Origin of the sequence: Streptomyces sp. MNU89, from assembly GCF_020982505.1 — a bacterium.
GTDB classification, from domain to species: domain Bacteria; phylum Actinomycetota; class Actinomycetes; order Streptomycetales; family Streptomycetaceae; genus Streptomyces; species Streptomyces xinghaiensis.
On the sequence record NZ_JAJKLL010000001.1, the window covers coordinates 239858 to 265110 of the forward strand.

The following is a 25253-nucleotide window of genomic DNA, read 5'->3' on the forward strand; positions in this document are numbered from 1 at the left end:
GGCGGTACGACCCGCGGCGACGTACTGCCGGACGCCCCCTCGGGGATCGCGGGGCGGCTCTCCGCCCATGCGACGAGGCGGGGCTCCCCGAGTGAGGGCACCCAGAGATCCACGAGGGCGGCGGACTCCTCGTCGGGACGCGGACCGACCCCGACGACCCGCATGCCCGCCCGGACGGCGGACCGGATGCCGCAGAGCGAGTCCTCGACCGCCAGGCATTCCGCCGGATCGGCGCCGCAGGCTTCGGCGGCGGAGAGATAGAGGTCCGGGGCCGGCTTGGGCGGCATCCCCTCCCCCGGCACGACGACATGGTCGAAATAGAGCAGCAGCCCCGCCGTGTCCAGGCAGGTCTCGACGACATCGCGCGGGCAGTTGCTGGCGACCGCGAGCGGGGCGAACTCATGGGCCAGCGCCACCATTTCCACCGCCCCGGGCGCGGTGACGGGATCCTCGGCGACGAGCGACCGAAAACTCTCCAGCAACTCATCGGTCATCTTCCCGGTCAGTTCCGGGCGTCCGGCGGTCTCCGCAAGGAGGCGGCCGCAGTCGGTGTAGTGAATTCCTTTCGCACGTTCGGAGAATTCCGTGCCGGGGGTGACTCCGTACTCCCGGAGTACCTGGCGGCGCGCCTCCTGCCAGTGCCGTTCGGTGTCCATCAGGGTGCCGTCGCAGTCGAAGACGACGGCCGTCGGTGTCCAGGTGAGAATCCGGTCTGCTGTCACTTTTCCGACCTTCTTCGAGGGGGTCTGGTCTTGTGGACTGCGGCCGGTCTCTTTGTCACCTTTCCTGGTCAACAGAAAGGATTTTCCACGCGGTCGGCCGCCACCGCGTTCGGGGGAGCTGACACCCCGGGAATGGGGCAGCCATGCCTCTGTCATGTCACCCATGAAATAGAGAGGTCATTGCAAAAACTACGGTAAATTCCCGACCGCGACCGCGTCAATTGGTACCGGCTAAATAAGGTTAAGTGATATGGCTATGCGCGGCGGAATGCTCGAATAACGGTCCGATTAGCATTCCGCTGGAAAAAGAAATTGCAGAGAGGCCGGCGCGCGGGGCCGGACACGGGCGGCGCGGACGGTGCGGACCGGCCGCCGACCGGGCCCGCGGACGGGGTGGCCGGCTCAGCCCTCCACGTACGTCACGCCGCCGAGTTCCAGGGCGGCGGTCCCTGCCGTGGCGTCGGCGAGCCAGCCGCGGAAGCGGTCGAGGTCCCCCTCCGCCACGCCGATCTCGATGCGGACGCGGTCGCCGTAGCGCACCTCGCGCACCGCCCGGCCGGTCGCCCGCAGATCGTTCTCCAGCTTTCCGGCGCGCTGGTGGTCGACGGTCACGGTGGCCAGCCGCACCGGCCGCCGGGCGACGGTGCCGAGCACGTCCAGCGTCTGCCCGACCGCGCCGCCATAGGCCCGGATCAGACCGCCGGCACCGAGTTGCACACCGCCGAACCAGCGGGTGACGACGGCGACGATGTCGCGCACCTCGCGGCGGAGCAGCATCTGCAGCATGGGGACCCCGGCGGTGCCGCCGGGTTCGCCGTCGTCGCTCGACTTCTGCACGGCTCCGGAGGCGCCGATGACATAGGCCCAGCAGTGGTGGGTGGCGCCCGGGTGCCGCTCACGGACACGGCGGATCACCGCCTGTGCGTCCGCCTCGGTGGCGGCGGGGGCGAGGGTGGTGAGGAAACGGGACCTCTTGACCTCGGTCTCGTGTTCGCCCTCGCGCGCCACCGTGCGGTACTGCTGCTCCTCCATCCGATCAGCCTAAGCCCGCGGGAATGGCGCCGGACGACGGCATGTTCGTGCTGGCATGTACGCAGACACGGAGACGATCCGGCGGATTCTGACCGGCACCGGCGACACCTGGGCCGTGGTGGGCCTGTCCTCCAACACGGCCCGGGCGGCCTACGGCGTGGCGGGGGTGCTCCAGCGCTTCGGCAAGCGGATCGTGCCGGTGCACCCGAAGGCGGAGACGGTGCACGGCGAGCGGGGCTACGCCTCCCTGGCCGAGATCCCGTTCCCGGTGGACGTCGTGGACGTCTTCGTCAACAGCGCCCTGGCGGGGCGGGTCGCCGACGAGGCGGTGGCGATCGGCGCGAAGGCCGTCTGGTTCCAGCTCGGCGTGGTGGACGAAGAGGCGTACGAGCGGGTGCGCGCCGCCGGCCCGGACATGGTCATGGACCGCTGCCCGGCCATCGAGATCCCCCGGCTGGGCTGACCGGGGCCGGGCGGGCCGGGCCCCGGGAGGGCGGGCGCGGGTCTCCCGGGCGGGCGCCTCAGCGGACGGGCGGGACCGACACGACCATGCTCATCTCGACCGTCTCCGTCCCGTCGTTGCGGTAGCCGTGCGGAACGTTGGCCTCGAAGGCGGCGGACGACCCGGCCGGCACCCGGTACTCCTCGCCGTCCAGCACCAGCGTCAGCTCCCCCTCCCGGACGTGCAGGAGTTCATGGGTGCCGGCGGGGTGCGCGTCGGACGCACTGCCCTCACCGGGCATCAGCGTCCAGCCCCACAGCTCCAGCGGCCCGGGGGCCTGGGCCCCGGCGAGGAGCACGGTGGCGCTCCCGGCCTCGGTGGACCACATGCGCACCGCTTCCTCGGGCTTCACGACCCGCACCCTGGGCTCCTGGTCGTAGTCGAGGAGGGCGGTGAGGCTCACGCCGAGGGCGTCGGCGAGCTTCACCGTGGTGCCGACGCTCGGATTGGTCCGGGCCTGCTCGATCTGGATGATCATGCCCCGGCTGACCCCGGAGCGGGTGGCGAGCGCGTCCAGGGTGAAGCCCCGTTCGCCGCGCCAGCGCTTGAGATTGCGCGCCAGGGACTGGGTGAGGTGGTCGAGATCCGTCACAGCGAGTCCAGAGTCCAATCCATTGGATTCGTGAGTTCATTTTCATGTACTACTGTGGGGTGTACCGGAACATCCATCGCACTGTACTTCGGGGGAACACATGACCGCGGTCCTCGCTCTGGCCACCAGTCTCCTCTGGGGGCTCGCCGACTTCGGCGGGGGCCTGCTCACCCGGCGCATCCCCGCCCTCACCGTGGTCGTGGTCTCGCAGACCGTCGCCGCGCTGGTGCTGGGGGTGATCGTCCTGCTCACCGGTGCCTGGCGGGAGGCCGGTCCGCAACTGTGGTTCGCGGTGGCCGCCGGTGTGGCCGGGCCCGCCGCCATGTTCGCCTTCTACAAGGCGCTCGCCCTGGGCCCGATGGGCGTCGTCTCGCCGCTGGGGTCGCTCGGGGTCGCCGTGCCGGTCGGGGTGGGGCTCGTGCTCGGCGAGCGCCCGGGTCTCCTGCAGGCCGTGGGCATTCTGGTCGCCGTGGCCGGTGTGCTGCTGGCGGGCGGTCCCGAACTTCGCGGGGCGCCGGTCCAGCGGCGCGCGGTCCTCTACACCCTGGTGGCGGCGGTCGGCTTCGGCGCGGTGATGGCGCTGATCGCGGAGGCGTCCTCGACGCTGAACGGCCTGTTCCTCGCCCTCTTCGTCCAGCGGCTGGCGAACATCGCGGTCGGCGGCACCTCGCTGCTGGTCTCCGTACGGCGGGGCGGCGAGGCTCTCCCCCCGGCGGCGGAGGGCGGGTCGGGTGTGGTCCTCGCCGCGCTGCCGTCTCTGGCGTTCGTGGGCCTCGCCGACGTCGCGGCCAACGGCACGTACGCGCTCGCCGCCCAGAACGGGCCCGTCACCGTCGCGGCGGTGCTCGCCTCGCTCTATCCGGTCGTGACCGCGCTGGCGGCGCGCGGGCTGCTGAAGGAACGGCTGCTGGCGGTGCAGGCGGTCGGCGCGGGGCTGGCCCTGCTCGGCACCACGCTGCTCACGGCGGGCTGACGACCGGCCGTACGGGCCCGCGGGCGCCCCTGAGCCCCGGGCGCCCCCACCGCCACGCGCCTCCCGGGCGCGCGGACCGTCCCGGCCGTCCGCGGGCCGGAGTGCGCGGAAGCGTTCCGGTACCGCACCGGTCAGTAGCGCCGGAGCGCGTACAGCAGCAGTGCGATCCCCTGGACGGCGACCGCCGCGGCCAGCAGGATCCGCAGTCTGCGGTTGCTCATGCCGGGTCTCCCCTCCTCGCCCTGCCCGGGGTCCGTGCCCGTGGGTCCGTGAACGTGACCGTATCCCGGCGTCCGTACCCCGGCCTCCGTGCCCCGCGCCCGGGCGGTCAGCGGCCGGCCGGTGCCCCGGCCGGGTCCGGTTCCGCCGCCGGGGAGTCCTCCGTGAGGGAGCCGAGCGCGGCCAGGGCGCGCAGTTGCTCCGGTGTGGCCCCCTCCAGCGCGCGCAGCTGCTCCGGTGTGGCCCCCTCGGGCGGCGGGACGGGCGCCGGGGTCCGCAGCGGCGGCTGCCAGCCCGTCGCGGGCTCCCAGCGGCGGACCACCCGGGCCGGCGCCCCGGCCACCACCGCGTGGTCGGGGACCGTGCCGCGCACCACCGAACCGGCGGCCACGACCACATTGCGGCCGAGCCGAGCCCCGGGCAGTATCACCGCGCCCGCGCCGAGCCAGCTGCCGGAGCCGATCTCGACCGGCGCGGTGCGCGGCCACTGGCGGCCCACGGGGGTGCCGGGGTCGTCGTAGGAGTGGTTGTCGCTGGTGACGTAGACGTACGGGCCGCAGAAGACGTCGTCGCCGAAGACCACCGGCCGCGAGGCCACCACATGGCTCCCCCGGCCCAGCACCACGCCGTTGCCCAGGGTCAGCACGGGGTCGGGGCCGAGGTCCAGCCCGGGCATCATCCCGGCGGTGAGCGTGACCTGTTCGCCTATCACGCAGTGCTCACCGAGGCGTATCCACTCCTCCCCGAACACCGTGCCCTGAGGGTAGGCCAGCCGGGTGCCCTCGCCGATCCGGCCGAAGCGGTACGGGCCCGGGCGGTCCGCGGTGACGGCTCCGGTCTCCCGCACCCAGCGCGCGCCGCGGTGCACGGCCCGCGAGAGCGTCCGGCGGCGCCAGGCCGCGAGGGCGGGGAACAGCTTCTGCTTCTTCGGCACCCGGCCACGGTACTCAGCGGTAGCCCCGCCGGGACCGGGAACCGGCTGTGACCTTCACCCCACACGGCGCACCGGCGGGGCGGTCAACGGCCGGTCCCCGGCGGCACGTCGGCGGGAGCCGCCCCGCCGCGCTCTCCCTCACCGTCCCCGCGCCCTTCTCGTCCCCGCCGCGCCCCGCGTCCGCCGCCTCGCGGTGGGCCTCCGCCAGCTCCAGGTACATCGCCGCGTTGAGCTGCAGGGCCTCCCGCTCCTCCCCGGTCAGCTCCCGGCGCACCTTGGCGGGCACCCCCGCCACCAGCGAGCCCGGCGGTACCCGCATCCCCTGCGGCACCAGTGCCTGCGCGGCGACCAGCGAACCGGCGCCGATGTGCGCGCCGTTGAGGACCGTGGCCCCCATGCCGATCAGGCAGCCGTCCTCGATGGTGCAGCCGTGCAGGACGGCGTTGTGGCCGACGGAGACCCGCTCGCCGACGGTCACCGGGAAGCCGGGGTCGACATGGACCGTGCAGTTGTCCTGGATGTTGCTGTCCGCGCCGACGACGACCGGGCCGCAGTCGGCGCGCAGCACGGTGTGGTACCAGACGCTCGACCCCGCGGCCAGGGTGACCTCGCCCAGCACGACCGAGGTGGGCGCGGTGAACGCCCGCTCGTGGACGACCGGTTCCCGGCCTGCCACCGCCGCGATCAACGCCCGTTCCGCCATGGGTTTCTCCATTCCCGTCAGCACCGTCCGCGCCCCGCGCCGTCCGCGGCGCATCGCTCCGCTCCGGCGCACCGCGGCGGGCTCCGTGCCCGCGCGGTCCCGCGTACCGTACGGCGGACGGGCGCCCCGGGCGGCACCGGCCCCGCGCGGAGGCGCGGGTCGCCGCTCGTGCGGCAGTCCGGCCCGGCGTGGCAGGCCGGGGCCGGGCGGCTCTATGGTTACGCCATGTGGCCAGGACAGCAGCCGCCCGGGGGCGAGCAGAACCCGCAGGACCCGAACGCGAATCCGTACCAGCAGCCGGGGCAACCGCAGCCGAATCCCTACCAGCAGCCGGGGTTCCAGCAGCCGAACCCCTATCAGCAGCCGGGATTCCAGCAGCCGAATCCGTACCAGCAGCCGACCGGCCAGTGGGCCGCGCCCGGGACGCCCGGCGCGCCCCAGGCGCCGGACGACGGCAGGAAGACGAAGCTCGTCGCCATCGGGGCGGCGCTCGCGGTCCTGGTCGCCGGTGGTGTCACCGGTTTCCTGCTCATCGGCGGTGACGACGACAAGCCGGAGGCCGGCGGCAGGCCGGGGCCGGAGAAGTCGGTGTCCGCCCCGCCCTCTCCCACCGAGAGCGAGGACGGCGGCGGCGATCTCGACAACCCGCGCGGCGGCACCCCCGCGGTCGAGCCCGTGATCGACGGCTGGCAGACCGTCGTCAGCGCCAAGCGCCAGAACGCCTTCGACGTCCCCTCGGACTGGAAGGTGGAGTCCCCGACGCTCTCCATCGGCTTCGAGGACGCCAACAGCGAGGAAGACATCCCCAAGCCCGTCATCATGATGAGCGCGCCGGCCTTCTACGGGGAGGAGTGGTGCACCGCCGGGGACGACACCTCCGACCTGGCGGGTGTCGGCACCAAGGGTGCCCAGGGCGCCAAGAGCCTGCAGAACGCCGCCGAGACGGCCGCCGAGGTCTGGGTCTTCGCCGCCTTCGACCAGGACGAGACCGGCACCCGCAAGGTGACGAAGGCGAAGGCCTTCACGAGCGAGCACGGGATCGAGGGCTACTCCTCCTCCGCCACGGTCACCGGGGTGAAGAAGGAGAACAAGTGCTCCTCGGACGGCAAGGCGTACACCGTCGCCTACAAGGCGGAGAACGGTGACTACGCGGTCTGGTGCCTCTATGCCGCCAAGGGTGTCAAGGACGAGCTCGCGGACGCCACCGTCAAGAAGATCATGAACACGCTGCGGCCGCTCACGTCCTCCTGAGCCGTCACCCGCGGCACCCCCGTACACCGCCCGTCCCGCCGGTGAGAACCACCGGCGGGGCGGGCGCGATCACGACGAGGAACCGGCCATGCCGCCACCGCGCCCCGCACGCCGACCCGTCCGCCCCGCCCGCCCCGCGTGGCGGGCCGCAACCACCCTGCTGACCGCTGCCGCCGTGGTCACCGGCCTCGGCAGCTCCGGGGCCCTGATCGCGGCGGCGTTCGCGGTACTGGAAACGGGCGGCAGCGGTACGGACGTGGGGCTCGTCGCCGCGGCCCGCACGGTCCCGCTCGTCCTCTTCCTGCTCGTGGGGGGCGCCGTGGCGGACCGGCTGCCCCGGCACCGGGTGATGGTGACGGCCAACACCCTCAACTGCCTCTCCCAGGGCGCCTTCGGGGTCCTGGTGCTCACCGGCGAACCCGTGCTGTGGCAGATGATGCTGCTCTCGGCCCTCGGCGGCACCGGTCACGCGTTCTTCGCCCCGGCCGCGGAGGGCATGCTGCTCGCCAGCGTCTCCGGTGAACAGGCCGGCCGCGCCTTCGCGTTCTTCCGGATGGGCGTGAACGGGGCGAACATCGGAGGCGCGGCCCTCGGCGGCGCGCTCGTCGCCTCCGTCGGCCCCGGCTGGGTCCTCGTCCTGGACGGGGCGGCCTTCGCCGTCGCCGCCGCGCTCCGCGCCTTCCTCGATCTGCGCGGGATGTCCGAACGCACCCCCGGCCGGGGCCTGTTGTCCGATCTGCGCGAGGGCTGGCGGGAGGTCGCGGGGCGGCCCTGGCTGTGGAGCGTCGTCCTCCAGTTCGCGGTGGTCAACGCCGTCATCGCCGCGGCCGAGGCGGTCTACGGGCCGCTGGTCGCCGAGGAGCATCTGGGCGGCGCCCGGCCGTGGGGGCTCGCGCTGGCCGCGCTGGGCGCCGGCACGGTCCTCGGCGCCCTGCTGATGACCCGCTGGAAACCCCGGCGCCTGCTGCTCACGGGGGCGCTGTCGGTGTTCGTGCTGGCCCTGCCCTCGGCGGCGCTCGCGATACCCGTCTCCGCCCCCGTGCTGAGCGGGGTGATGTTCGTGACCGGCATCTCGATCGAGATCTTCGGCGTCACCTGGATGATGGCCCTGCACCAGGAGATCCCCGAGGAGAAGCTGTCGCGCGTCTCCTCCTACGACATGTTCGGCTCGCTCGCGATGGTGCCCCTCGCGGTGGCGCTCGCCGGCCCGGTCGCCGGCGTGTTCGGGCGGAGCGCGGCGCTGTGGGGGTGCTCGGCGCTGATCGTCCTGCTGACGGCGGCGGTGCTGACGGTGCCGGACGTACGGCGGCTGACCCGCCGGGAGCACGGCGGGCCGGAGCCGGTGGACGTCCTCGCGGGCCCGGCCGCCGGCCCCGTACCGGCGGTGCCCGCGCCCGCGCCGCGCATCGGAACGGAGGACCCCGGGAGAAACGGCGGGCGCCGGCCGGGCTGACGGGCGGCGGGCGGCCGAGAACCCGGTCAGCCGATGCTGAAGGCGCCCTCCGGCGGGACGGGTGACGGCGCGGCCTCCCCGTCCCGCACCACGGCCGCGCCGGCGGTCAGCCGGGCCAGGGCGCCGCCGTGCTCCACCCGGGCCGGGAAGGGATCCGCGGCGCAGCGCCGGGCGAGCTCCGCCACCGGCAGTTCCCCCCGCGAGGCGGCCAGGATCGTGTTGCCGAAGCGCCGGCCGCGGAGCACCGCGGGTTCGGCGATCAGGCAGAGATGCTCGAACACCGCCCCGAGGGTGGCGAGTTGGGAGCGGAGGAAGCCGAACGGGGCCGCGTCCGCCAGGTTGGCCGTATAGACCCCGCCGGGGCGCAGGACACGGGCGGCCGCCCGGGCGTACTCGAGGGAGGTGAGGTGCGCGGGCACCCGGGAGCCGCCGAACACGTCGGCGACCAGCAGGTCGTAGGCCGCCGGGGGCGCGCTCTCCAGCCAGGCGCGGGCGTCGGCGGCGTGCAGTTCGATGCCGCTGTCCGGGGGCAGCGGGAGGTGTTCGGTGACGAAGCGGAGCAGCGCCCGGTCGGCTTCGACGACGGTCTGCCGGGCACCGGGGCGGGTCGCGGCGACATGGCGGGGCAGCGACAGCGCGCCGCCGCCGAGGTGCAGCACGTCCGGCCCCGCTCCGGCCCGGGCGCTCTCCGCGCTCGCGGCGGCGGAGCCGAGGACGTGCGCGATCCGCCGCGCGTACTCGAACTCCAGGTGCGCGGGCGCGTCGAGGTCGACGTACGACTGCGGCGCGCCGTCCACGGTGAGCAGCCAGGCGCGCGGCCGGTCGGTGTCGGGCATGAGTTTCGCCGTGCCGTGGTCCACGGCACGGGTCACCGGTATCGGCTCGTCCACCCGCCCATTGTGCCGCTTCCGGCGGTGGCGTTCCGGCCGCCGGCGGGGCTCGTGCGGCGGCCGGGGCACGGGTGGCCGGGGAGACGGGTGCGCGCCGTAGTGACGGGCCGCCGCGGGGGCCCGCTCAGTCCTGCCAGAGGGCCTTGACCGCGGCCGCGTGGGCCGCCGCCTGGGCACGGCCCGCCCGGGCGGCGGCCGCCCGGCGCGCCGGGTCCAGCGGGTTGCGGCCGAAGGCGGCCCGGGCGGCCCGGTCCGGGGTGATGAGCTCGACCCGGGCGCCGCCCGCCACGAGCCGCTCCGCCTGGGCACGCACCGTCGGGACGGGTCCGCCGCCGCCGGCCATCGGGGCGAGGATCAGGACGCGGCGGCAGCCGTCGGCCACGTCGGCGTTGGCACTCGACCGGACCCCGCCGTCGATCCAGTGCCGGCCGCCGATGGTGACGGGCGGCCAGACGCCCGGGACGGCGCAGCTCGCGGCGACCGCGTCCACGATCCCCACACCGCTCGCCGCGTCGAACACGCGGAACTCCCCGGTGGCGGCGTCGACCGCGGTGATCAGGAGCCGCCGTTCCGGCCAGGCGTGGGAGAGCAGCCGCCGCCCGATGACCGCCCGCCGGTCCGCCTCGCCGGCCGCCGTACGGGTGGCGAGGGCCAGCCGGCCCATGCGCCGGCCGAAGGCGCGGGTGTCGCTGGAGCGGAGGGCCGCGAGGGCGTAGCGCGACATCACGGCCGGTCCCACCCGTCCGGCCACCTCGCCCCGGGGATCGACGAGTTGGCGCTCGTACAGCTGCTCGAGGGTGACGCTGCCGGAGGTGAGCTGCGCGCCGACGACGGACCCGGCGGAGGTGCCGATCACCACGTCCGCCGCGCCCGGGTCGGCGCCGGCCTCGGCCAGCCCGGCCAGGACACCGGCCTCCCAGCCGATCCCGGTGAGCCCTCCGCCGCCGAGCACCAGTGCCGTCTCCGCCATGCCCCACCCTCCTACCGTCCGGTCGGTCTCCTGCGCGAGCAGTCTGGCACCGCGTGACGGCCGCGCGGAACCGGGCCCGCGTCCGGGAAACACGGCAGCGGCCCGCACCACCGGGGTGCGGGCCGCCGCCGGGCCCGTCCGGGAGGGCACCCGCCGCCGGGCACGGGCGGACGGGCCGCCCGTCGCCCGTCCGCCCGCCGAGCCCGTGACCGGGGCCTACTCCGCCACGGCCGTCACCGTTCCGGCGCCGACCGTGCGGCCGCCCTCGCGGATCGCGAAGCCGAGGCCCGGCTCCAGCGGCACCGCGCGCCCCAGCTCCACGGTGACGGTGACCGTCTCACCCGGCAGGGCCACGGCCGCGTCACCGAGGCCCAGCTCGCCGACCACGTCCGCCGTGCGGATGTGGAACTGCGGCCGGTAGCCGCCGGTCACCGGGGTGCTGCGGCCGCCCTCCGCCGCGGAGAGCAGGCGTACGGCCGCGGTGAACCGCCGCCGCGGGGTGACGCTGCCGGGCGCGGCGACGACGTGCCCGCGGCGGACCGCGTCGCGCTGGACCCCGCGCAGCAGCAGCGCGATGTTGTCGCCCGCCTCGGCCGACTCCATCGGCTTGCCGAACGTCTCGACCCCGGTCACGGTGGTCTCCAGCCCGGCCCCCAGCACCTCGACCCGGTCGCCGAGCCGCACCCGGCCGCGCTCGACGGCGCCGGTGACGACCGTTCCGCGGCCGGTGATGGTCAGGACGTTCTCCACCGGCAGCAGGAACGGCGCCTCGGTGAAGCGGACCGGCACGGGCACCCAGGTGTCGACCGCGTCGAGCAGTGCCTCGATCGCGGCGGTCCACCGCGGGTCGCCCTCCAGAGCCCGCAGCCCGGAGACCCGGACGACGGGGGTGGTCTCGCCGGGGAAGCCGTGCGCGGACAGCAGTTCGCGCACCTCCAGCTCCACCAGGTCGGTCAGTTCCGGCTCACCGGCGTCCGCCTTGTTGAGCGCGACGACGATGTGCCGCACCCCCACCTGCCGGGCGAGCAGCACGTGCTCGGCGGTCTGCGGCATGATCCCGTCGACCGCCGAGACGACGAGGATCGCCCCGTCGAGCTGGGCGGCCCCGGTGACCATGTTCTTGATGTAGTCGGCGTGGCCGGGCATGTCGACATGGGCGTAGTGCCGGGTGCCCGTCTCGTACTCGACGTGCGCGACGTTGATGGTGATGCCGCGCGCCGCCTCCTCGGGCGCCCGGTCGATGCGGTCGAGCGGCACGAAGGAACCGGAGCCGTGCTCGCTGAGCACCTTGGTGATCGCGGCGGTCAGGGTGGTCTTGCCGTGGTCGACATGACCCATGGTGCCGATGTTGAGGTGCGGCTTGGTGCGGATGTAAGCCTGCTTGGGCATGGTTCGTCCCCGGATGTACGGAGTGGAAGCGGGACCCCTCGGCTTGGCCGACCCTCCCCCTGCGGGGTCCGCCGGACGATCCGGGAAGGGTCAGCTTCGGGCGCCGCCGGGAGCTGTGGCGGCGGGGCCGCGACGACGGCGGCCGCGGGAGCCGCGGCGGGGCGGGCACGGCACCGGCACCGGCCGGCAGGTGTCCGGCGGCAGCCTCCGGGGGGTCCGCGAGTGCGGACCCGACGAGGAAGAGGGTGTGCCGGACCATGCGACAAGCATCACCACCGGACCGTGCCCCGTCCACCGGATTTGGCGGCGCGGGCACCCCTTCTCCGCGGCGGGGAGGCACACTTGTGCGGCGATCATCACCGGTGGTCGGTTACGCTCCCCGCATGCACCACCCGCCACCCCGCCCCTCGGCCTCCCCGCTCGTACGGCCAGGGTCCTGCTCTCCCCGTGGTCCCGGCTCGTCCTGCTCGTGGTCCTCGTCGGCTGCGCCGCGACGGCGGTCGCCCTGCTGGAACCGCACCGGTTCCTCACCGCGGGCTGGCCGCCCCGGATCTCCGGCGGCGGTGCCGTGGTGCTCTTCGCCGCCGCGTACGGGCTCTGCACGGCCGCGCTGCTGCCCCGCCCGGTGCTGAACCTGGCCGGAGGCGCCTTGTTCGGCTCGCAGTTCGGGCTGGTGGCCACCATCGCCGGCACGGTGATCGGGGCGGGCATCGCCTTCGTCCTCGGCCGCGCCCTCGGCCAGGACGCCCTGCGGCCGCTGTTGCGCGGCCGCTGGCTGTCCGCCGCCGACCGGCAGCTCAGCGATCACGGGTTCCGTTCCGTTCTCGCGGTGCGCCTCTTCCCCGGGGTGCCCTTCGCGGCGGCCAACTACTGCGCCGCGGTGTCCCGGATGCGGCTGCTGCCGTTCCTGCTCGCCACCGGCCTCGGCAGCATTCCCAACACGGCCGCGTACGTGATCGCCGGCAGCAGCGCCGCCGCCCCGACCTCTCCGGCCTTCCTGATCGCGATGGGGTTCATCGCGCTCAGCGGGCTCACCGCCCTGGCCGTCGCCTGGCGCAAACGCGGACGGCTGCGCTCCGCCTGAGCCACGGGCGCCGCCCCACCGCCCGCCCGGACGCCGGCCCCTGCCCCGGACCCCGGCCGCCCGACGCGTGTTCACCCGAGGGCGCTACGCTGCCCCGGGTCGGCGTGCGATCACCGGTCGCCGCCGCCTTTTCACGCGCCTATCGAGCAACGCATCCTGTCCGGCATTCCGTCTTCCTGACCCGAGCCGCGGCTCCAGCGGTCAGCACATGATCCTTCCTTGGGTGGCACAAGCTCCATGTCCTGGTTCGAATCACTCATCCTCGGGCTCGTCCAGGGGTTGACCGAGTTCCTTCCGATCTCCTCCAGTGCCCATCTGCGGCTCACCGCGGCCTTCGCCGACTGGCAGGATCCCGGAGCGGCCTTCACGGCGATCACCCAGATCGGCACCGAGTCCGCGGTGCTGATCTACTTCCGGAAGGACATCGGGCGCATCCTCTCCGCCTGGACCCGGTCGCTGACCGACAAGGAGATGCGCTCCGACCAGGACGCCAAGATGGGCTGGCTGGTGATCGTCGGCTCCATCCCGATCGGTGTGCTCGGCCTGACCCTCAAGGACCAGATCGAGGGCCCGTTCCGCGATCTGCGGCTGATCGCCACCACCCTCATCGTGCTGGGCGTCGTCCTGGGGATCGCCGACCGGCTGGCGGCCCGTGACGAAACCGGCGGCAGGCACCGGGTGGCCAAGGAGCGGAAGACCCTCAAGGACCTCGGCGTCCGCGACGGCCTGATCTTCGGCTTCTGCCAGGCCATGGCGCTGGTCCCCGGTGTCTCCCGGTCGGGCGCGACGATCAGCGGTGGCCTCTTCATGGGGTACACCCGCGAGGCGGCGGCCCGTTACTCGTTCCTGCTGGCCATCCCGGCGGTGCTGGCCTCCGGCGCCTATGAGCTGAAGGAGATCGGCGGCGACAGCCACGTCTCCTGGGGACCGACGATCCTGGCCACGGTCGTCGCCTTCTTCGTCGGTTACGCCGTGATCGCGTGGTTCATGAAGTTCATCACCACCAGGAGCTTCATGCCCTTCGTGATCTACCGAATAGTCCTCGGCGCCGTCCTCTTCGCCCTGATCGCCGCCGGCGTCCTCGACCCCCTCGCGGGCGAGTCCGCCGGCTGAGCCCCGCGGCCCCCGCCACGCCGGCCGTCCCGCGCCCCTCCGGCGCCGGACGGCCGTTCCGTTTCCCGGTGCTGCGTCCGTGCGCGGGACACCGGGGCCCCGGCCGTGCGCGCCGCCCTCCCGTACTGGGGCGAACCGTCATGTAATGGCCTGCGTCAGTCACGGCGTGCGGACCAGCACGCGCCGACCGGCCCGGCGGGCTCCCCCTTTCCTCTTCCACCGGACCGGCGGAACAGAGAGGAAACGCCCCATGCACCCCGGCACCCTCCCGCGGACCCGCGGACGCAAGGCCCTGCTCGGCATCGCCGCCGCCACGGCTCTCGCCCTCGCCGCCCCCTCCGCCGCGGCGGCCCCGGAGACCGGGCCCGGGCCCGTGAACAGAGCCTTCTCGCAGGCCGCCGAGGAGTTCGGCGTTCCGCGTGATCTGCTCGTGGCCGTCGCCTTCGGGGAGACCCGGCTCGACGGGCACGACGGCGAGCCCAGCCACGCCGGCGGATACGGCGTGATGCACCTGGTGAGCAGCCCCCGGCGGCACACCCTGGAGGAGGCGGCCGAGCTCACCGGCGCCTCCGGGCGGGAGCTGCGCCACGACAACACCGCCAACATCCGCGGCGGCGCCGCCGTGCTGGAGTCGTACGCGGACCGGACCGGGGTGAGCGAGCGGGACCGGGACCGGCCCGCCGCCTGGTACCCGGCCGTCGCCCGGTACGGCAGCCCGGACGATCTCCGGATGGGCCGGTTCTACGCCGACACGGTCTACGGGATCCTCGAAGCCGGTGTGCGCGCCCGCACCGGCGAGGGCGAACGCGTCACCACCCCCGGGCGGAAGGTGCGTCCCGAGCGCGGCCGCTACACGGACGTGCCGCCGCCCGCGCCCGGCCCCACGGAGGAGCCGGACACCCGCGGCGCGGACTACCCGCCGGCCCGCTGGGTCCCCGCCCACCCCGGTAACTACCGCGCGGGCCGCTCCGCCGCGATCGACACGGTCGTCGTCCATGTCGCGCAGGGCACGTACTCCGGCACCGTGAACTGGTTCCGCAACCCGGCCTCCAGGGTCAGCACCCACTACGTCCTCCGCTCCTCGGACGGCGAGGTGACGCAGATGGTGCGGGACGCGGACACCGCCTGGCACGCCCGGGACGCCAACCCCCGGTCCCTCGGCATCGAGCACGAGGGCTACGTCGCCGACGCCACCTGGTTCACCGACGCCCTGTACCGCGCCTCGGCCGCCCTGACCGCCCACCTCTGCGACACCCACGGCATCCCGAAAGACCGCCGGCACATCGTCGGGCACACCGAGGTGCCCGGCAACAGCCACACCGACCCGGGTCCGCACTGGGACTGGGACCGCTACATGGAGCTGGTGAACGGCGGCTGAGACCCCGCGCCCGCTCTGCGCGTGAGGCCGTCCCGCGCCCGCGCCGGGACGGCCTCCACCGCGTCCGCGCCAAGCCACCCGTGGGCCGCACCCGGCTCCCCGCCCCGGGGGCGCGGACACCTGAGCGGTGAGCGGCCGTCAGCCGGCGCCACCGGTGCGGCCGGGGCCGTTCCGCCACTCCGCGTACGGAACGCGGGTGATCTCCAGGAGTTCGCCCATGGTTCCCCACTCGTCCTTGCCGAGCCGGGTGAGCGGCCGCAGCTTCGTCACCTCGGGGTGCCCGTCGACGAGCACGCTCTCGGAGACCGCCGCGTGCACCACGCGGCCGAAGACGACCGTACTGTCACCGAGCCGCACGGTGCTGTGCAGTTCGCACTCCAGCGCGGCCGGGGAGGCGGCCACGCGCGGGGGCTTGACCCGCGTGCTGGGCTCGCGGGCGATGCCCACGGCGTCGAACTCGCTGATACCGGGCGGGAAGTCGGTGGAGGTGGCGTTGATCTGCTCGAAGAGGTGCTCGGGGGCAAGATTGACCACGAAGGAACCGGTCGCCTCGACATTGTTGAGCGAGTCCTTGCGGCCGACGGAGGTGAACTGCACGATCGGCGGGTCGATGCAGGAGACGGTGAAATAGGAGTGCGGGGCAAGATTGTCCACGCCGTCCGCCGACGTCGTGGAAATCCAGGCGATCGGCCGGGGCACGACCACCGCGTTCATGAATTTGTAGAAGGGATTCCTGCCGAGGGCGGCGGGATCGAAGTCGATGCGCATGGGCGCAGTATCCCCGGTCCGCGCGGGCAGTCCCCGCAGGGGGCCGCCACCGGCCGGCGTCCGTGTCCCCGGTCACACCGGGTGGCGGGGCCCCCGCGGTGGATCGCCGTCCGTGACCGGTGCGGAGGAAAGGCTTCCGGATGTGGCCGGTATTCCTCCCGTAACCGTCCGGATCATCCCGTCGGAGCACTTCCGTCGGCGGCCTTCACCAGCCCCGTGCACCCCCGGTGACACCACCGGGCGTAACGGCCGGTCTGCACGTCAACTTCACAAAACCCCTGGCCACTTGGCACGTCGATCCATGATTAAGATGATGAACACATCAGCGCTTCCGTGGCGGACGCCGACAGCGGGGCCCACATGTCCCATGTGCCGACCGCCGGTGCCACTTGTCCGGAATCGGACAGACCCCGTACCGGCGGCGCTCCCGTCGTCGCATCTCCCCCGGTATCCCCTCGCCCCCAAGCAACGAGGATCCGATGACTCAATACGCACCGGAGGCGGTTTTCTGGTGCCTTGTCGCCGGTCTGCTCGCCGCCCTGGTCCTGCTGGTCCGCCAGCGGGGCATCACCAAGGCTCTGCGCAGGCACGCGGCAGCACTGGAGGACGGTCTCCGCGCCCGTGACCAAGAGGCCCGGCACCTGGTGGAGGTCCGCCTCCCCGCGATGGAATCCTCGCAGGCCCAGCCGGGTCCCATGCCGGGGCTGCTCCACGACCGGCTGGAAGGCACCTCCTTCGCCGAGAGCCTGCAAACGGTGATCGACCTGTTCACCGGCGCCGCCGACCGGGCCCGGACCCGCGCCGACCAGTCGGCCAAGGCCGCCCTCAAGTCGTCGATGCGCGCCCTGCAGGGACTGGCGAACGAGCAGCAGCTCGCCATCACCGACATGCAGGACCACCACGACAACCCGCACGTCCTCCAGGATCTGCTGGAGATCGACCACGCGAACGCCCAGTTCGGCCGGCGTGCCCAGGGCATCGCGGTGCTGTGCGGCTCCTGGCCGGGCCGGCAGCGCGCCGCCTCCTCGCTGGTCGACGTCGTCCGGGGCGCCAAGGGACGGATCCGGGACTACCGCCGGGTCGAGGTCCACGCGCAGGTCGACCTGGCCGTGGTGAGCCGGGCCGTGGAACCGGTGGTGCTCGCCGTCGCCGAGCTCCTCGACAACGCCGCGCGCCACTCCCAGCCCAACACCCAGGTCGAGGTGACCCTCCGGGCCGCGCACAACGGCACCGCCATCGTGATCGACGACGCCGGTGTCGGCATGGACGACCGGGAGATCCAGAAGGCGACCCTGCTGCTCTCCGGCCGCCAGGACATCGACATCAACCGGCTCGGCGACCCGCCGCAGTTCGGCTTCGCCGTGATCGGCGTCCTCGCGGCCCGGTACGGGTTCAGCGTGTCCGTCGACACACGGTCACCCTACGGGGGCGTCCGGGCCGTGCTGTTCCTCCCGAAGGAGCTGCTCACCAGCGTGATCACCGAGACCCCCGACTCGGCGGACGAGCGGACCGGGCCCGCGGCCGCCGCCGGCCCCCGCCGCCGTGACCGCCGAGCCCGCTCCCGCCGCACCGGCTCCCGCCGCACCGGCACCGGCCCCCGCCGCGGCCGCACCGGCGCCGCCCGCGCCCGCAGAGCCGGAGGCACCCGAGCCGCCCCCGCTTCCACGGCGCTCGGCCTGCCCAAGCGGCGTCGCCGGGAGCCCGTACCGGAACACGTGGCCGCCACCCGCGCCCCGTGGCGCAGCCCGGCGCCGAGCCGCCCCCGGCCCGCCCGGCCCACGAAACCGCCTCCCGCATGGGTGCCTTCGCGCGTGGCACCCGTTCCGGCCGTCTCTCCTCCCCGGACGATGAAGGGACCCCCCAGCGATGAACCCCCGTACGGCCAATGAACTGGGCTGGATGCTCGACGAGGTGCTGAAGGTGCCGGAGGCCCGGCACGCCATCCTGCTCTCCGCGGACGGCATGCTCCGGGCCCACTCCGAGGGCATCACCCGCGACGAGGCCGACCGGCAGGCGGCGGCGCTCTCCGGCCTCCAGTCGATCAGCCGCAGCACGGCCGAGTTCTGCGTCCGGGAGGAATCCCCGTGGCAGCAGACCCTGGTCGAGTTCGCCAATGGCTACGTCTTCCTGATCGCCGCCGGCACGGGCGCCTATCTCGCGGTCTCCGCCTCCCAGAACGTGGACATGGAGGCCGTCACCTACCGGATGCACAAGCTGGTCGACCGCCTGGGCAAGGAGCTGACCAGTCCGCCCCGGCACGACGCGGTCTCCCACGCCGGCGGCCCGGCGTGAGCCCGCCCCGCAGGAGGGAGCGGGGACTCGTACGCCCGTATGTGGTGACCGACGGCCGTGCGCACCCGACGCGCAACACGCTGGATTTAGTCACCCTCGTCATGGCGATGAACGACCGGCCGCTGAGCGGACTCAGCCCGGAGAAGAAACGCCTGATGGAGCTCTGCCGGGGCGGTGCGCTCTCGGTCGCCGAGGTGGCGGGCCATCTGGAGCTGTCGGTCAGCGTCGTCAAGGTGCTGCTCAGCGATCTGATCGACAGCGGCCACATCACCACCCGGGCCCCCGTCCCCAAGGCTCAACTCCCCCAGGCCCAGCTCTTGCAGGAGGTGCTCGATGGGCTCCGCGCTCGCCTCTGACCACGTCTATCTCCCGGATACGGTCAGCACCGCGGCCAAGATCCTCGTCGTCGGGCACTTCGCCGTCGGCAAGACCACCTTCGTGGGCACCCTCTCGGAGATCCGGCCGCTGCGCACCGAGGAGACGCTGTCGGAGGCCGGTGCCCACATCGACGACCTCGCCGGGGTCCCGGAGAAGTCCACGACCACCGTGGCCATGGACTTCGGCCGGCTGACGCTCAGCGAGGAACTGGTGCTCTATCTGTTCGGGGCGCCCGGGCAGAAGCGCTTCACCCGGCTCTGGCGGGACATGACCCACGGCGCCCTCGGGGCGCTGGTGCTCGCCGACACCCGCAGACTCGACCAGTCCTTCGACGTCATGGGGCTCCTGGAGGAGCACGCCGTGCCGTACGCCGTGGCGGTCAACCGCTTCGACGACGCCCCCTCCTACCCCGACGAGGAGATCCGGGAAGCCCTCGACCTGCTTCCCGAAACCCCGCTGATCACCTGTGACGCCCGGGACCGGATCTCCTCCACGCACGCCCTGATCGCTCTCGTCCAGTACCTCCAGACCCGTCTCGCGCAGGAGAACATGTGACCACTCATCCGTCCGGGCCCGACACCCAGCCGCCGCCACCCGGCTGCCCGGTACACGCCGGGGAGACCGGCGCGAAGCAGGCCGCCGGCGGTGCCGGAAGCGGGATCGAGCGCCTCTACGGCCCCGAGTTCGCCGCCGACCCGGCGGCCGCCTACGCACGGCTGCGGACCTACGGTCCCGTCGCCCCGGTGGAGCTCGCCGAGGGCGTCGAGGCGTGGCTGGTCACCTCGTACGAGGGCGCTCTGGACGTGCTGCGGAGCCCGGAGCGGTTCTCCAAGGACCCGCGGCGCTGGCGTGCCCTCGCCGACGGGACCATCCCGCCGGACAGCCCGGTCATCCCGATGATGATGTACCGGCCGAACGCCCTGTGGACCGACGGGGCCGACCACGCGCGGCTGCGCGGGGCGATCACCGACAGCCTCGACCGGGTGGACCCCAACGCCCTGCGCGGCTACGTCGAGCACAGTGCCGACACCCTGATCGACCGCTTCGGCCCCCGGGGCCGGGCCGATCTGCTGGCCGAGTACGGTGCGCGCCTCCCGCTGCTGGTCTTCGAGCGGCTCTTCGGCTGCCCGCCCGACATCGGGACCAAGCTGGTCGAGGGCATGTCCGGGATCTTCGACTCGGAGGCCGACGCGGACAAGGCCAACCAGATGCTCCTGGAGGCCGTCGCCGGGCTGGTCGCCCTCAAGCGGGCCGAGCCGGGGCCGGATGTGACGTCCTGGATGATGGCCCATCCCGCGGCGCTCACCGACGAGGAGATGATGCATCAGCTCATCCTGCTGATGGGCGCGGGCACCGAGCCGCAGCAGAACCTCATCTGCAACGGCCTGCTGCTCCTCCTCTCCGACGACCGCTTCGCCGGTGACCTGGCCGGCGGCAGCATGCCGGTCGAGGACGCGCTCGACGAGGTGCTGTGGACCGACCCGCCCATGGCGAACTACTGCGTGCACTACGCCCTGCACGAGCAGGACTTCGGCGGTCACACGCTGCGCCCGGGGGAACCCGTGCTCGTCAGCCTGGCCGCCGCGAACACCGATCCCACGCTGGTCTCCGAGCGCCGCGGCGGCAACCGCGCGCATCTCGCGTGGAGCGCCGGGCCGCACGGCTGCCCGGCCAAGGACCCCGCCCGGCTGATCGCGGCCGTCGCGGTGGAAAAACTTCTGGACCGTCTTCCGGATGTTGAACTCGAGGTCGGGGTAGAGCAGTTGAGTTGGCGTCCGGGGCCCTTCCACCGGGCACTGGCCGCTCTTCCGGTTCGCTTTCCTCCGGTCGCCTCACCCGCGGTCGCAGACAAGAAAAATGGAGACAGTGGATGGACACCACAACCCGCCCCCTCGTCATCGATCCTTCCGGCAGCGACATCCACGGTGAGGCAGCCCGTATCAGGGAGCGGGGGCCGGTCGCGCTGGTGGAACTCCCTGGCGAGGTGGTGGCGTGGGCAGTAAGTGACGCCACCCTGCTCAAGGAACTCCTGACCGACCCGCGCGTCTCCAAGGACCCCCGGCAGCACTGGCCGGCCTGGATCAACGGGGAGATAACCCCGGAGTGGCCGCTGTTCACCTGGGTCGCGGTGACGAACATGTTCACCGCCTACGGTGCCGACCACCGGCGGCTGCGCAAGCTCGTCGCCACGGCCTTCACCGCCCGCCGGACGGCAGCGCTCCGCCCCCGGATCGAGGAGCTGACCGCGGGCCTGATCGAGAAGCTCGCTGCCGTGCCGGCGGGTGAGGTGGTGGACCTCCGGGAGGAGTACTGCTACCCGATCCCCATCCAGGTCATCTGCGAGCTGTTCGGCGTCGAGGACGAGAAGATGCGGGAGAAGTTCCGCACCCTCGTGGACAGCATCTTCAACACCACCGCGGACGCCGAGGAGGTGGCCGCCACCTTCGAGGGCATCCACGTGCTGCTCACCGAACTGGTGGCCCTGAAGCGGCGCGAGCCGGCCGACGACATGACGAGCCTGCTCATCGCCGCGCGGGAGGAGGACGGCTCCCGGCTGACCGAGCCGGAGCTGATCGACACCCTGCTGCTGGTGATCAGTGCCGGGCACGAGACCACGGTCAACCTCCTCGACAACGCGATCCATCTGCTGCTGACCCACCCGGAGCAGCGGGCCCTGGTCCGCGAGGGCAAGGTCTCCTGGAGCGATGTGATCGAGGAGGCACTGCGCGTCGAGTCCCCGGTGGCGAGCCTGCCGCTGCGCTATGCGGTGGAGGACATCCAGGCCGGTGACGTGACCATCAAGAAGGGGGACGCGATCCTCGCCGCCTATGCCGCGGCCGGGCGCAACCCCGCGCTGCACGGCGCGGACGCCGACCGGTTCGACCTCACCCGGGTCAACAAGGAGCACCTCGCCTTTGGCCACGGCGTGCACCACTGCCTGGGCGCTCCGCTGGCCCGGCTGGAGGCCGAGATCGCGCTGCCCGCCCTCTTCGAGCGCTTCCCGGACCTGGAGCTCGGCTGCGCGGAGGACGAACTGCGGCCCGTGGCGTCCTTCATCTCCAACGGCCACCGCACGCTTCCGGCCCGGATCCACGGGGCCGGAAGCGGCACGGACTGAGGCACCGGACCCGTCTCCGCGGCCCCGTCCGCCCGGCTGCCGGCCGGGCGGACGGGGCCGCTCTCCGTCCGGGCCGGGGCCTTCCCTCCGTACGGACAGCGCGCCGTCAGTACGGATGACCCGCCGTCGTGGAGCGGACGGTGAGCCAGCGGAGGCTGGTGAAGGCGTCGAGATTGGCGTCGCCACCGAAGCGCGAACCGGTGCCGGAGGCGGCAACCCCGCCGAAGGGCGCCACGGCCTCGTCGTTGACCGTCTGGTCGTTGATGTGCACGATCCCGGTCGGGATGCGGCGGGCGAGCTCCAGGCCGCGGGCCGCGTCGCGGGTGACGATGCCGAGCGCCAGACCGTATTCGGAGGCGGCGGCGAGGGCCGCGGCCTCGTCCTCGTCCTTGAAGGAGCGCACCGGGGCCACGGGCCCGAAGACCTCCTCGTCGTACGCGGGGGTGTCACCGGCGTCGGCGAGGACCGTGGGCCGGTAGAAGAGATTCTCGTGGGTGCCGCCGGCCGCGAGCCGCGCGCCCGCCCGCACGCTGTCGTTCACGAGTCCGTGGATCCTGTCCCGCTGGCGTTCGTCGATCAGCGGGCCGAGGTGGACCGCCGGCTCCCGGGCCGGGTCCCCGACGGTCAGGGACTCGGCCTTGGCGGCGAGCCGCCGGACGTACTCGTCGTAGACGGACTCGTGGACCAGGTGGCGGCCGGTGGTCATGCAGATCTGGCCCTGGTGGAAGAACGAGCCCCAGGCGGCGGAGGAGACCACCGCGTCGAGGTCGGCGTCCTCCAGGACCACCAGGGCGGAGTTGCCGCCGAGTTCCAGGTGGGCGCGTTTGAGGTGACGGCCCGCGGCCTCGCCGACGGCCCGCCCCGCCGTGGTGGAGCCGGTGAAGGAGATGACCGGCACCCGGGGGTGGACGACCATGGCCTGTCCGGCGTCCGCCGCCCCGGGCAGGACGTGCAGCACCCCGGCCGGCAGCCCCGCCTCCTGGAACACCCGGGCGATGGCGAACCCCCCGCAGACCGGGGTCCGGGGGTCGGGTTTCAGCACCACGGCGTTGCCGAGCGCCAGCGCGGGCGCGACGGAGCGGATCGCCAGGATCAGCGCCGCGTTGAACGGCGCGATCACGCCGACCACGCCGACCGGGACCCGCTGGGTGAACGACAGGCGCGGCTCCTCGGTCCGCAGCAGTTGCCCGGGCGGGCGGGAGGCGAGGGCACCGGCCTCGTAACACTCCTGAGCCGCCACATGGATCTCGAACTCCGCCTTGCCGGGGACGTTGCCGCCCTCCCGGACGAGCCAGTCGCCGATCTCGCCGGCCCCGGAGTAGAAGAGGTCGCCGGCCCGCCGCAGCACCGCCGCGCGCTCGTGGAACGGGGCGGCGGCCCAGGCGGGCTGCGCGGCGGCCGCGGCCTCGGCGGAGCGGGCGATGTCGGAGGCGTCGGCGAACCCGGTGCTGCCGAGCACCTCGCCGGTGGCCGGCTCCTTGACGGGGATCTCACCGCCGGACAGCCGTTGCCAGCCTCCGGTCCAGCCGAGGCCGCTCCAGGCCTGGGGATCGAGCAGGGTCATGACGCGACGCTCCTTCGCGTGACCGGCTGTGGCGTGCCCGGGCGGGACGTGCCGTGGCGTGCGGGTTACCCCCGCCGTGCCCGTCAACGCTCTCACGATCACCGGGCGCGCGCGCCCCGGACGGCCGGTGGTGCCTCCGTACGGGGCGGGTGCCGGGCGCGGCCGCCCGCGAGTGGCCGCCCGGGGCCGGGCCCGCTCAGCCGGGCAGGGCGAAGTCGATGACGTGGACGGGCGAGGGTGTGGTCCCGGTGGACCTCTCCTGGTACAGGAAGGACAGCACGCCGTCCTGGGCGAGCCGGGTCTCGTCGAGGACGACCTCGCCGAAGGCGTTGAGCCCGCTCGCGTCGTACAGGAGCTTCCAGTCGGTCCAGCCGGAGGCGGCGGAGGCGGCGGCGATCCGGCCGAAGGGCAGGATCGCGTAGGCGTTGTCGTGGCGGTCGAAGGCGAGTTTGGTGCGCTGGCTGGACCGCAGAGGCTCCGGGATCTCCGTCTTGTGCCAGGCTCCCGCGGCGTCGCGGTGGACGTGGAAGGCCCGGCCGTTGTTCACCCGGTCGCGGACGTAGTCGGTGGTGCACTGGCCGAAACGGCCCGGGACGTAGCTGATGACCGCGTGCGGGAGGTTCCGCGAGTCGGTGGCCTGGCTCTCCTGGTTCATCAGCGCGTGGTCGGGGTCGAGCGGGTCGGCGACGGTCCCCGGATCGCCGACCGCGACCCGATCGCCGCCACCGGTGGTGCCCACGACCGTGCCGGCCGCGTTGCGCCAGGTGCGGCCGCGGTCGGTGGAGCGGACGTATCCGGTGTCGTGGTTGGTGAGCCCGCCGCCGGCGCACATGACGGCGCTGTTCCCCTCGCGCCAGGTGTAGAAGGCGTGCAGGGTGCCGTCGGCGCTGTAGTCGATGCCGTGCAGGTACATGTTCCGTGTGGTGCTGGAGCCGTGCTCGCTGGTGTAGGTGCCGGTGGAGCTGGTCCACTCGCCGAGCGCCCGCCAGCCGCCGCCGTCGTACTCGGCCAGGCCGTTGCGGCCGTTGCCGGAGACCCCGGCGCGGTAGCTGAGCTGGAGAGCTCCGCCGGGCACGGCGACGAACTGCGGATAGGTGAACTGCTCGGTGAGGCGCAGCCCGTCGAGGCTGGTCTGCACGGGGCCGAGGGCGTCCCGCCGCCAGGCCCGCGCGGCGGGTTCGTTCATCAGGCCGGCTTCGGACTTCACGTAGTGGAGCCCGTCGCTGTGCGAGTCCATCAGGATGTGCAGCCGCCCGTCGGCCGCGGACACCCCCATGGAGATGACGTTGTGGGAGTCGTCGGTGGTCAGCCGGTGGTCGAGCGTCAGGGTGCGCCAGTCGGTGGTGCCGAGGGCGCGGCGGGCGATGACGGCGCTGCGGTCGGCGGTGTACCAGGCGGCGTACTGGTGGCCGCGGTGGGTGAGGATCCCGTTCTTCTGGAAGGAGTTGTTGTTGACCAGGCCGTTGTACGAGACGAAGTAGAGGGCCCGGTCGTCGAGCCGGGTGTCCGAGATCAGCGTGACGGACGGGCCGGGGGCGGCGGCCGGCGCGGGACCCGCGAAGCCGGGTAAGGCGGTGGCCGCCGCCAGCAGTGCCCCGGCGAGCAGGGCAGTGGCCAGGGTGAGGGTCCGCGGCGCCCCCGGCCCGCGCCCGGCCCTCCGGGTGCGGCCGGTGGCGGGTGTCCGGGCGGCTCGGGGGGTCATGGTGGTCCTCATCACGGTCTCCTGGGGTGTGGGGGCGGAGGCGCCGGGCGCGGCAGGCGAGGGCGGCCGCCGCCTGCGCCGGGGACGGCCCGCCGGGGTACGCCCCGGCGGCGCGCCGGGCAGCGCCCCGGAAGGACTCTTCCACGACCGGCCCCGGAACGGCAGAGGGCGGCCGTCCGGCCCGCGCTTCCTCCGCGCGGCGTCCCGCGGCGGGGGCGGCGCGGTG

At 73.6% G+C, this 25253-nt stretch carries 22 protein-coding genes and 2 pseudogenes; 13 read left to right on the plus strand and 11 right to left on the minus strand.

All coding sequences use genetic code 11. From position 1 onward, the window contains the following. Positions 1-158: 158 nt before the first annotated feature. Both E4N63_RS01165 and E4N63_RS01170 read right to left on the minus strand, forming a co-directional pair. Positions 159-887, minus strand: a pseudogene (locus tag E4N63_RS01165) (HAD family hydrolase); the annotation flags it as partial. 237 nt (positions 888-1124) lie between these two features. Then, positions 1125-1754 carry a YigZ family protein gene (locus E4N63_RS01170; RefSeq protein ID WP_125627057.1) on the minus strand — a complete coding sequence of 210 codons (630 nt, stop codon included), beginning with the start codon at positions 1752-1754 and terminating at the stop codon, positions 1125-1127. 55 nt (positions 1755-1809) lie between these two features. On the opposite strand from E4N63_RS01170, the gene E4N63_RS01175 reads away from it, so the two are divergent. Continuing rightward, positions 1810-2217: a CoA-binding protein gene (locus E4N63_RS01175; protein WP_125627058.1), complete on the plus strand. Its 408-nt coding sequence runs from the start codon at positions 1810-1812 to the stop codon at positions 2215-2217. Between the two features lie 58 nt (positions 2218-2275). On the opposite strand, the gene E4N63_RS01180 is transcribed toward E4N63_RS01175, so the two are convergent. After that, complete coding sequence (locus E4N63_RS01180) at positions 2276-2848, minus strand: XRE family transcriptional regulator (RefSeq protein ID WP_019708296.1); 573 nt, start codon at positions 2846-2848, stop codon at positions 2276-2278. Positions 2849-2948: 100 nt separating this feature from the next. Between E4N63_RS01180 and E4N63_RS01185 the strand changes: the two genes are divergently transcribed. Then, positions 2949-3821, plus strand: coding sequence for an EamA family transporter (locus E4N63_RS01185; protein ID WP_125626874.1), 873 nt, complete (start codon positions 2949-2951; stop codon positions 3819-3821). Positions 3822-4149: 328 nt separating this feature from the next. Here E4N63_RS01185 and E4N63_RS01190 read toward each other — a convergent pair whose 3' ends face one another. Together E4N63_RS01190 and E4N63_RS01195 are read right to left on the minus strand one after the other, a co-directional pair. Then, positions 4150-4974, minus strand: coding sequence for a DapH/DapD/GlmU-related protein (locus E4N63_RS01190; protein WP_125626875.1), 825 nt, complete (start codon positions 4972-4974; stop codon positions 4150-4152). A 178-nt stretch (positions 4975-5152) separates the two neighbouring features. Continuing rightward, positions 5153-5677: pseudogene (locus E4N63_RS01195) on the minus strand (gamma carbonic anhydrase family protein); the annotation flags it as partial. Positions 5678-5902: 225 nt separating this feature from the next. Here E4N63_RS01195 and E4N63_RS01200 point away from each other — a divergent pair. Both E4N63_RS01200 and E4N63_RS01205 read left to right on the plus strand, forming a co-directional pair. Continuing rightward, positions 5903-6928, plus strand: a complete 1026-nt coding sequence (locus E4N63_RS01200; protein ID WP_125626877.1) for a hypothetical protein — start codon at positions 5903-5905, stop codon at positions 6926-6928. Positions 6929-7016: 88 nt separating this feature from the next. Further along, positions 7017-8381, plus strand: coding sequence for an MFS transporter (locus E4N63_RS01205; RefSeq protein ID WP_230239669.1), 1365 nt, complete (start codon positions 7017-7019; stop codon positions 8379-8381). A 26-nt stretch (positions 8382-8407) separates the two neighbouring features. Here E4N63_RS01205 and E4N63_RS01210 read toward each other — a convergent pair whose 3' ends face one another. From E4N63_RS01210 to tuf, 3 genes are all read right to left on the minus strand, one after another. Beyond that, on the minus strand, positions 8408-9271 hold the full coding sequence (locus tag E4N63_RS01210; protein ID WP_125626766.1) for a spermidine synthase: 864 nt from the start codon (positions 9269-9271) through the stop codon (positions 8408-8410). A gap of 124 nt (positions 9272-9395) precedes the next feature. Then, entirely contained in the window at positions 9396-10241 is an 846-nt protein-coding gene (locus E4N63_RS01215; protein WP_230239670.1) for a patatin-like phospholipase family protein, read from the minus strand. A 216-nt stretch (positions 10242-10457) separates the two neighbouring features. Next, positions 10458-11630: an elongation factor Tu gene (tuf, locus tag E4N63_RS01220; protein ID WP_125626768.1), complete on the minus strand. Its 1173-nt coding sequence runs from the start codon at positions 11628-11630 to the stop codon at positions 10458-10460. 352 nt (positions 11631-11982) lie between these two features. Here tuf and E4N63_RS01225 point away from each other — a divergent pair, with 352 nt between their 5' ends. The 3 genes from E4N63_RS01225 (at position 11983) to E4N63_RS01235 (ending at position 15205) form a co-directional block, all read left to right on the plus strand. Further along, a complete protein-coding gene (locus E4N63_RS01225; protein WP_374112856.1) occupies positions 11983-12714 on the plus strand; it encodes a TVP38/TMEM64 family protein in 732 nt (243 codons plus the stop codon). Positions 12715-12951: 237 nt separating this feature from the next. Beyond that, positions 12952-13827, plus strand: a complete 876-nt coding sequence (locus E4N63_RS01230; protein WP_125626883.1) for an undecaprenyl-diphosphate phosphatase — start codon at positions 12952-12954, stop codon at positions 13825-13827. Between the two features lie 250 nt (positions 13828-14077). Next, complete coding sequence (locus E4N63_RS01235) at positions 14078-15205, plus strand: N-acetylmuramoyl-L-alanine amidase (protein ID WP_230239671.1); 1128 nt, start codon at positions 14078-14080, stop codon at positions 15203-15205. A gap of 138 nt (positions 15206-15343) precedes the next feature. Here the strand turns inward: E4N63_RS01235 and E4N63_RS01240 are convergent, their stop codons facing one another. Further along, complete coding sequence (locus E4N63_RS01240; RefSeq protein WP_125626882.1) at positions 15344-15973, minus strand: flavin reductase family protein; 630 nt, start codon at positions 15971-15973, stop codon at positions 15344-15346. A 479-nt stretch (positions 15974-16452) separates the two neighbouring features. Here E4N63_RS01240 and E4N63_RS01245 point away from each other — a divergent pair, with 479 nt between their 5' ends. Genes E4N63_RS01245 through E4N63_RS01270 form a run of 6 tightly spaced genes read left to right on the plus strand, consistent with a single transcriptional unit; the run spans position 16453 to position 21761 of the window. Beyond that, a complete protein-coding gene (locus E4N63_RS01245) occupies positions 16453-17862 on the plus strand; it encodes an ATP-binding protein (RefSeq protein ID WP_230239672.1) in 1410 nt (469 codons plus the stop codon). Continuing rightward, the gene (locus E4N63_RS01250; RefSeq protein WP_125625017.1) at positions 17840-18265 is read left to right on the plus strand and encodes a roadblock/LC7 domain-containing protein; all 426 of its coding nucleotides are present in this window, start codon (positions 17840-17842) and stop codon (positions 18263-18265) included. Before E4N63_RS01245 ends, E4N63_RS01250 begins: the two co-directional genes overlap by 23 nt. 41 nt (positions 18266-18306) lie before the next feature. Beyond that, on the plus strand, positions 18307-18621 hold the full coding sequence (locus E4N63_RS01255) for a DUF742 domain-containing protein (protein ID WP_019708285.1): 315 nt from the start codon (positions 18307-18309) through the stop codon (positions 18619-18621). Beyond that, the gene (locus E4N63_RS01260) at positions 18599-19198 is read left to right on the plus strand and encodes an ATP/GTP-binding protein (RefSeq protein WP_125625015.1); all 600 of its coding nucleotides are present in this window, start codon (positions 18599-18601) and stop codon (positions 19196-19198) included. Before E4N63_RS01255 ends, E4N63_RS01260 begins: the two co-directional genes overlap by 23 nt. Next, the gene (locus E4N63_RS01265) at positions 19195-20646 is read left to right on the plus strand and encodes a cytochrome P450 (RefSeq protein WP_228430416.1); all 1452 of its coding nucleotides are present in this window, start codon (positions 19195-19197) and stop codon (positions 20644-20646) included. Before E4N63_RS01260 ends, E4N63_RS01265 begins: the two co-directional genes overlap by 4 nt. Then, a complete protein-coding gene (locus E4N63_RS01270; protein WP_228430429.1) occupies positions 20628-21761 on the plus strand; it encodes a cytochrome P450 in 1134 nt (377 codons plus the stop codon). Before E4N63_RS01265 ends, E4N63_RS01270 begins: the two co-directional genes overlap by 19 nt. A 106-nt stretch (positions 21762-21867) precedes the next feature. Here E4N63_RS01270 and E4N63_RS01275 read toward each other — a convergent pair whose 3' ends face one another. After that, complete coding sequence (locus tag E4N63_RS01275; protein ID WP_125625012.1) at positions 21868-23325, minus strand: benzaldehyde dehydrogenase; 1458 nt, start codon at positions 23323-23325, stop codon at positions 21868-21870. A gap of 196 nt (positions 23326-23521) precedes the next feature. Continuing rightward, positions 23522-25039 carry a BNR repeat-containing protein gene (locus E4N63_RS01280; RefSeq protein ID WP_230239673.1) on the minus strand — a complete coding sequence of 506 codons (1518 nt, stop codon included), beginning with the start codon at positions 25037-25039 and terminating at the stop codon, positions 23522-23524. Between the last annotated feature and the right edge of the window lie 214 nt (positions 25040-25253).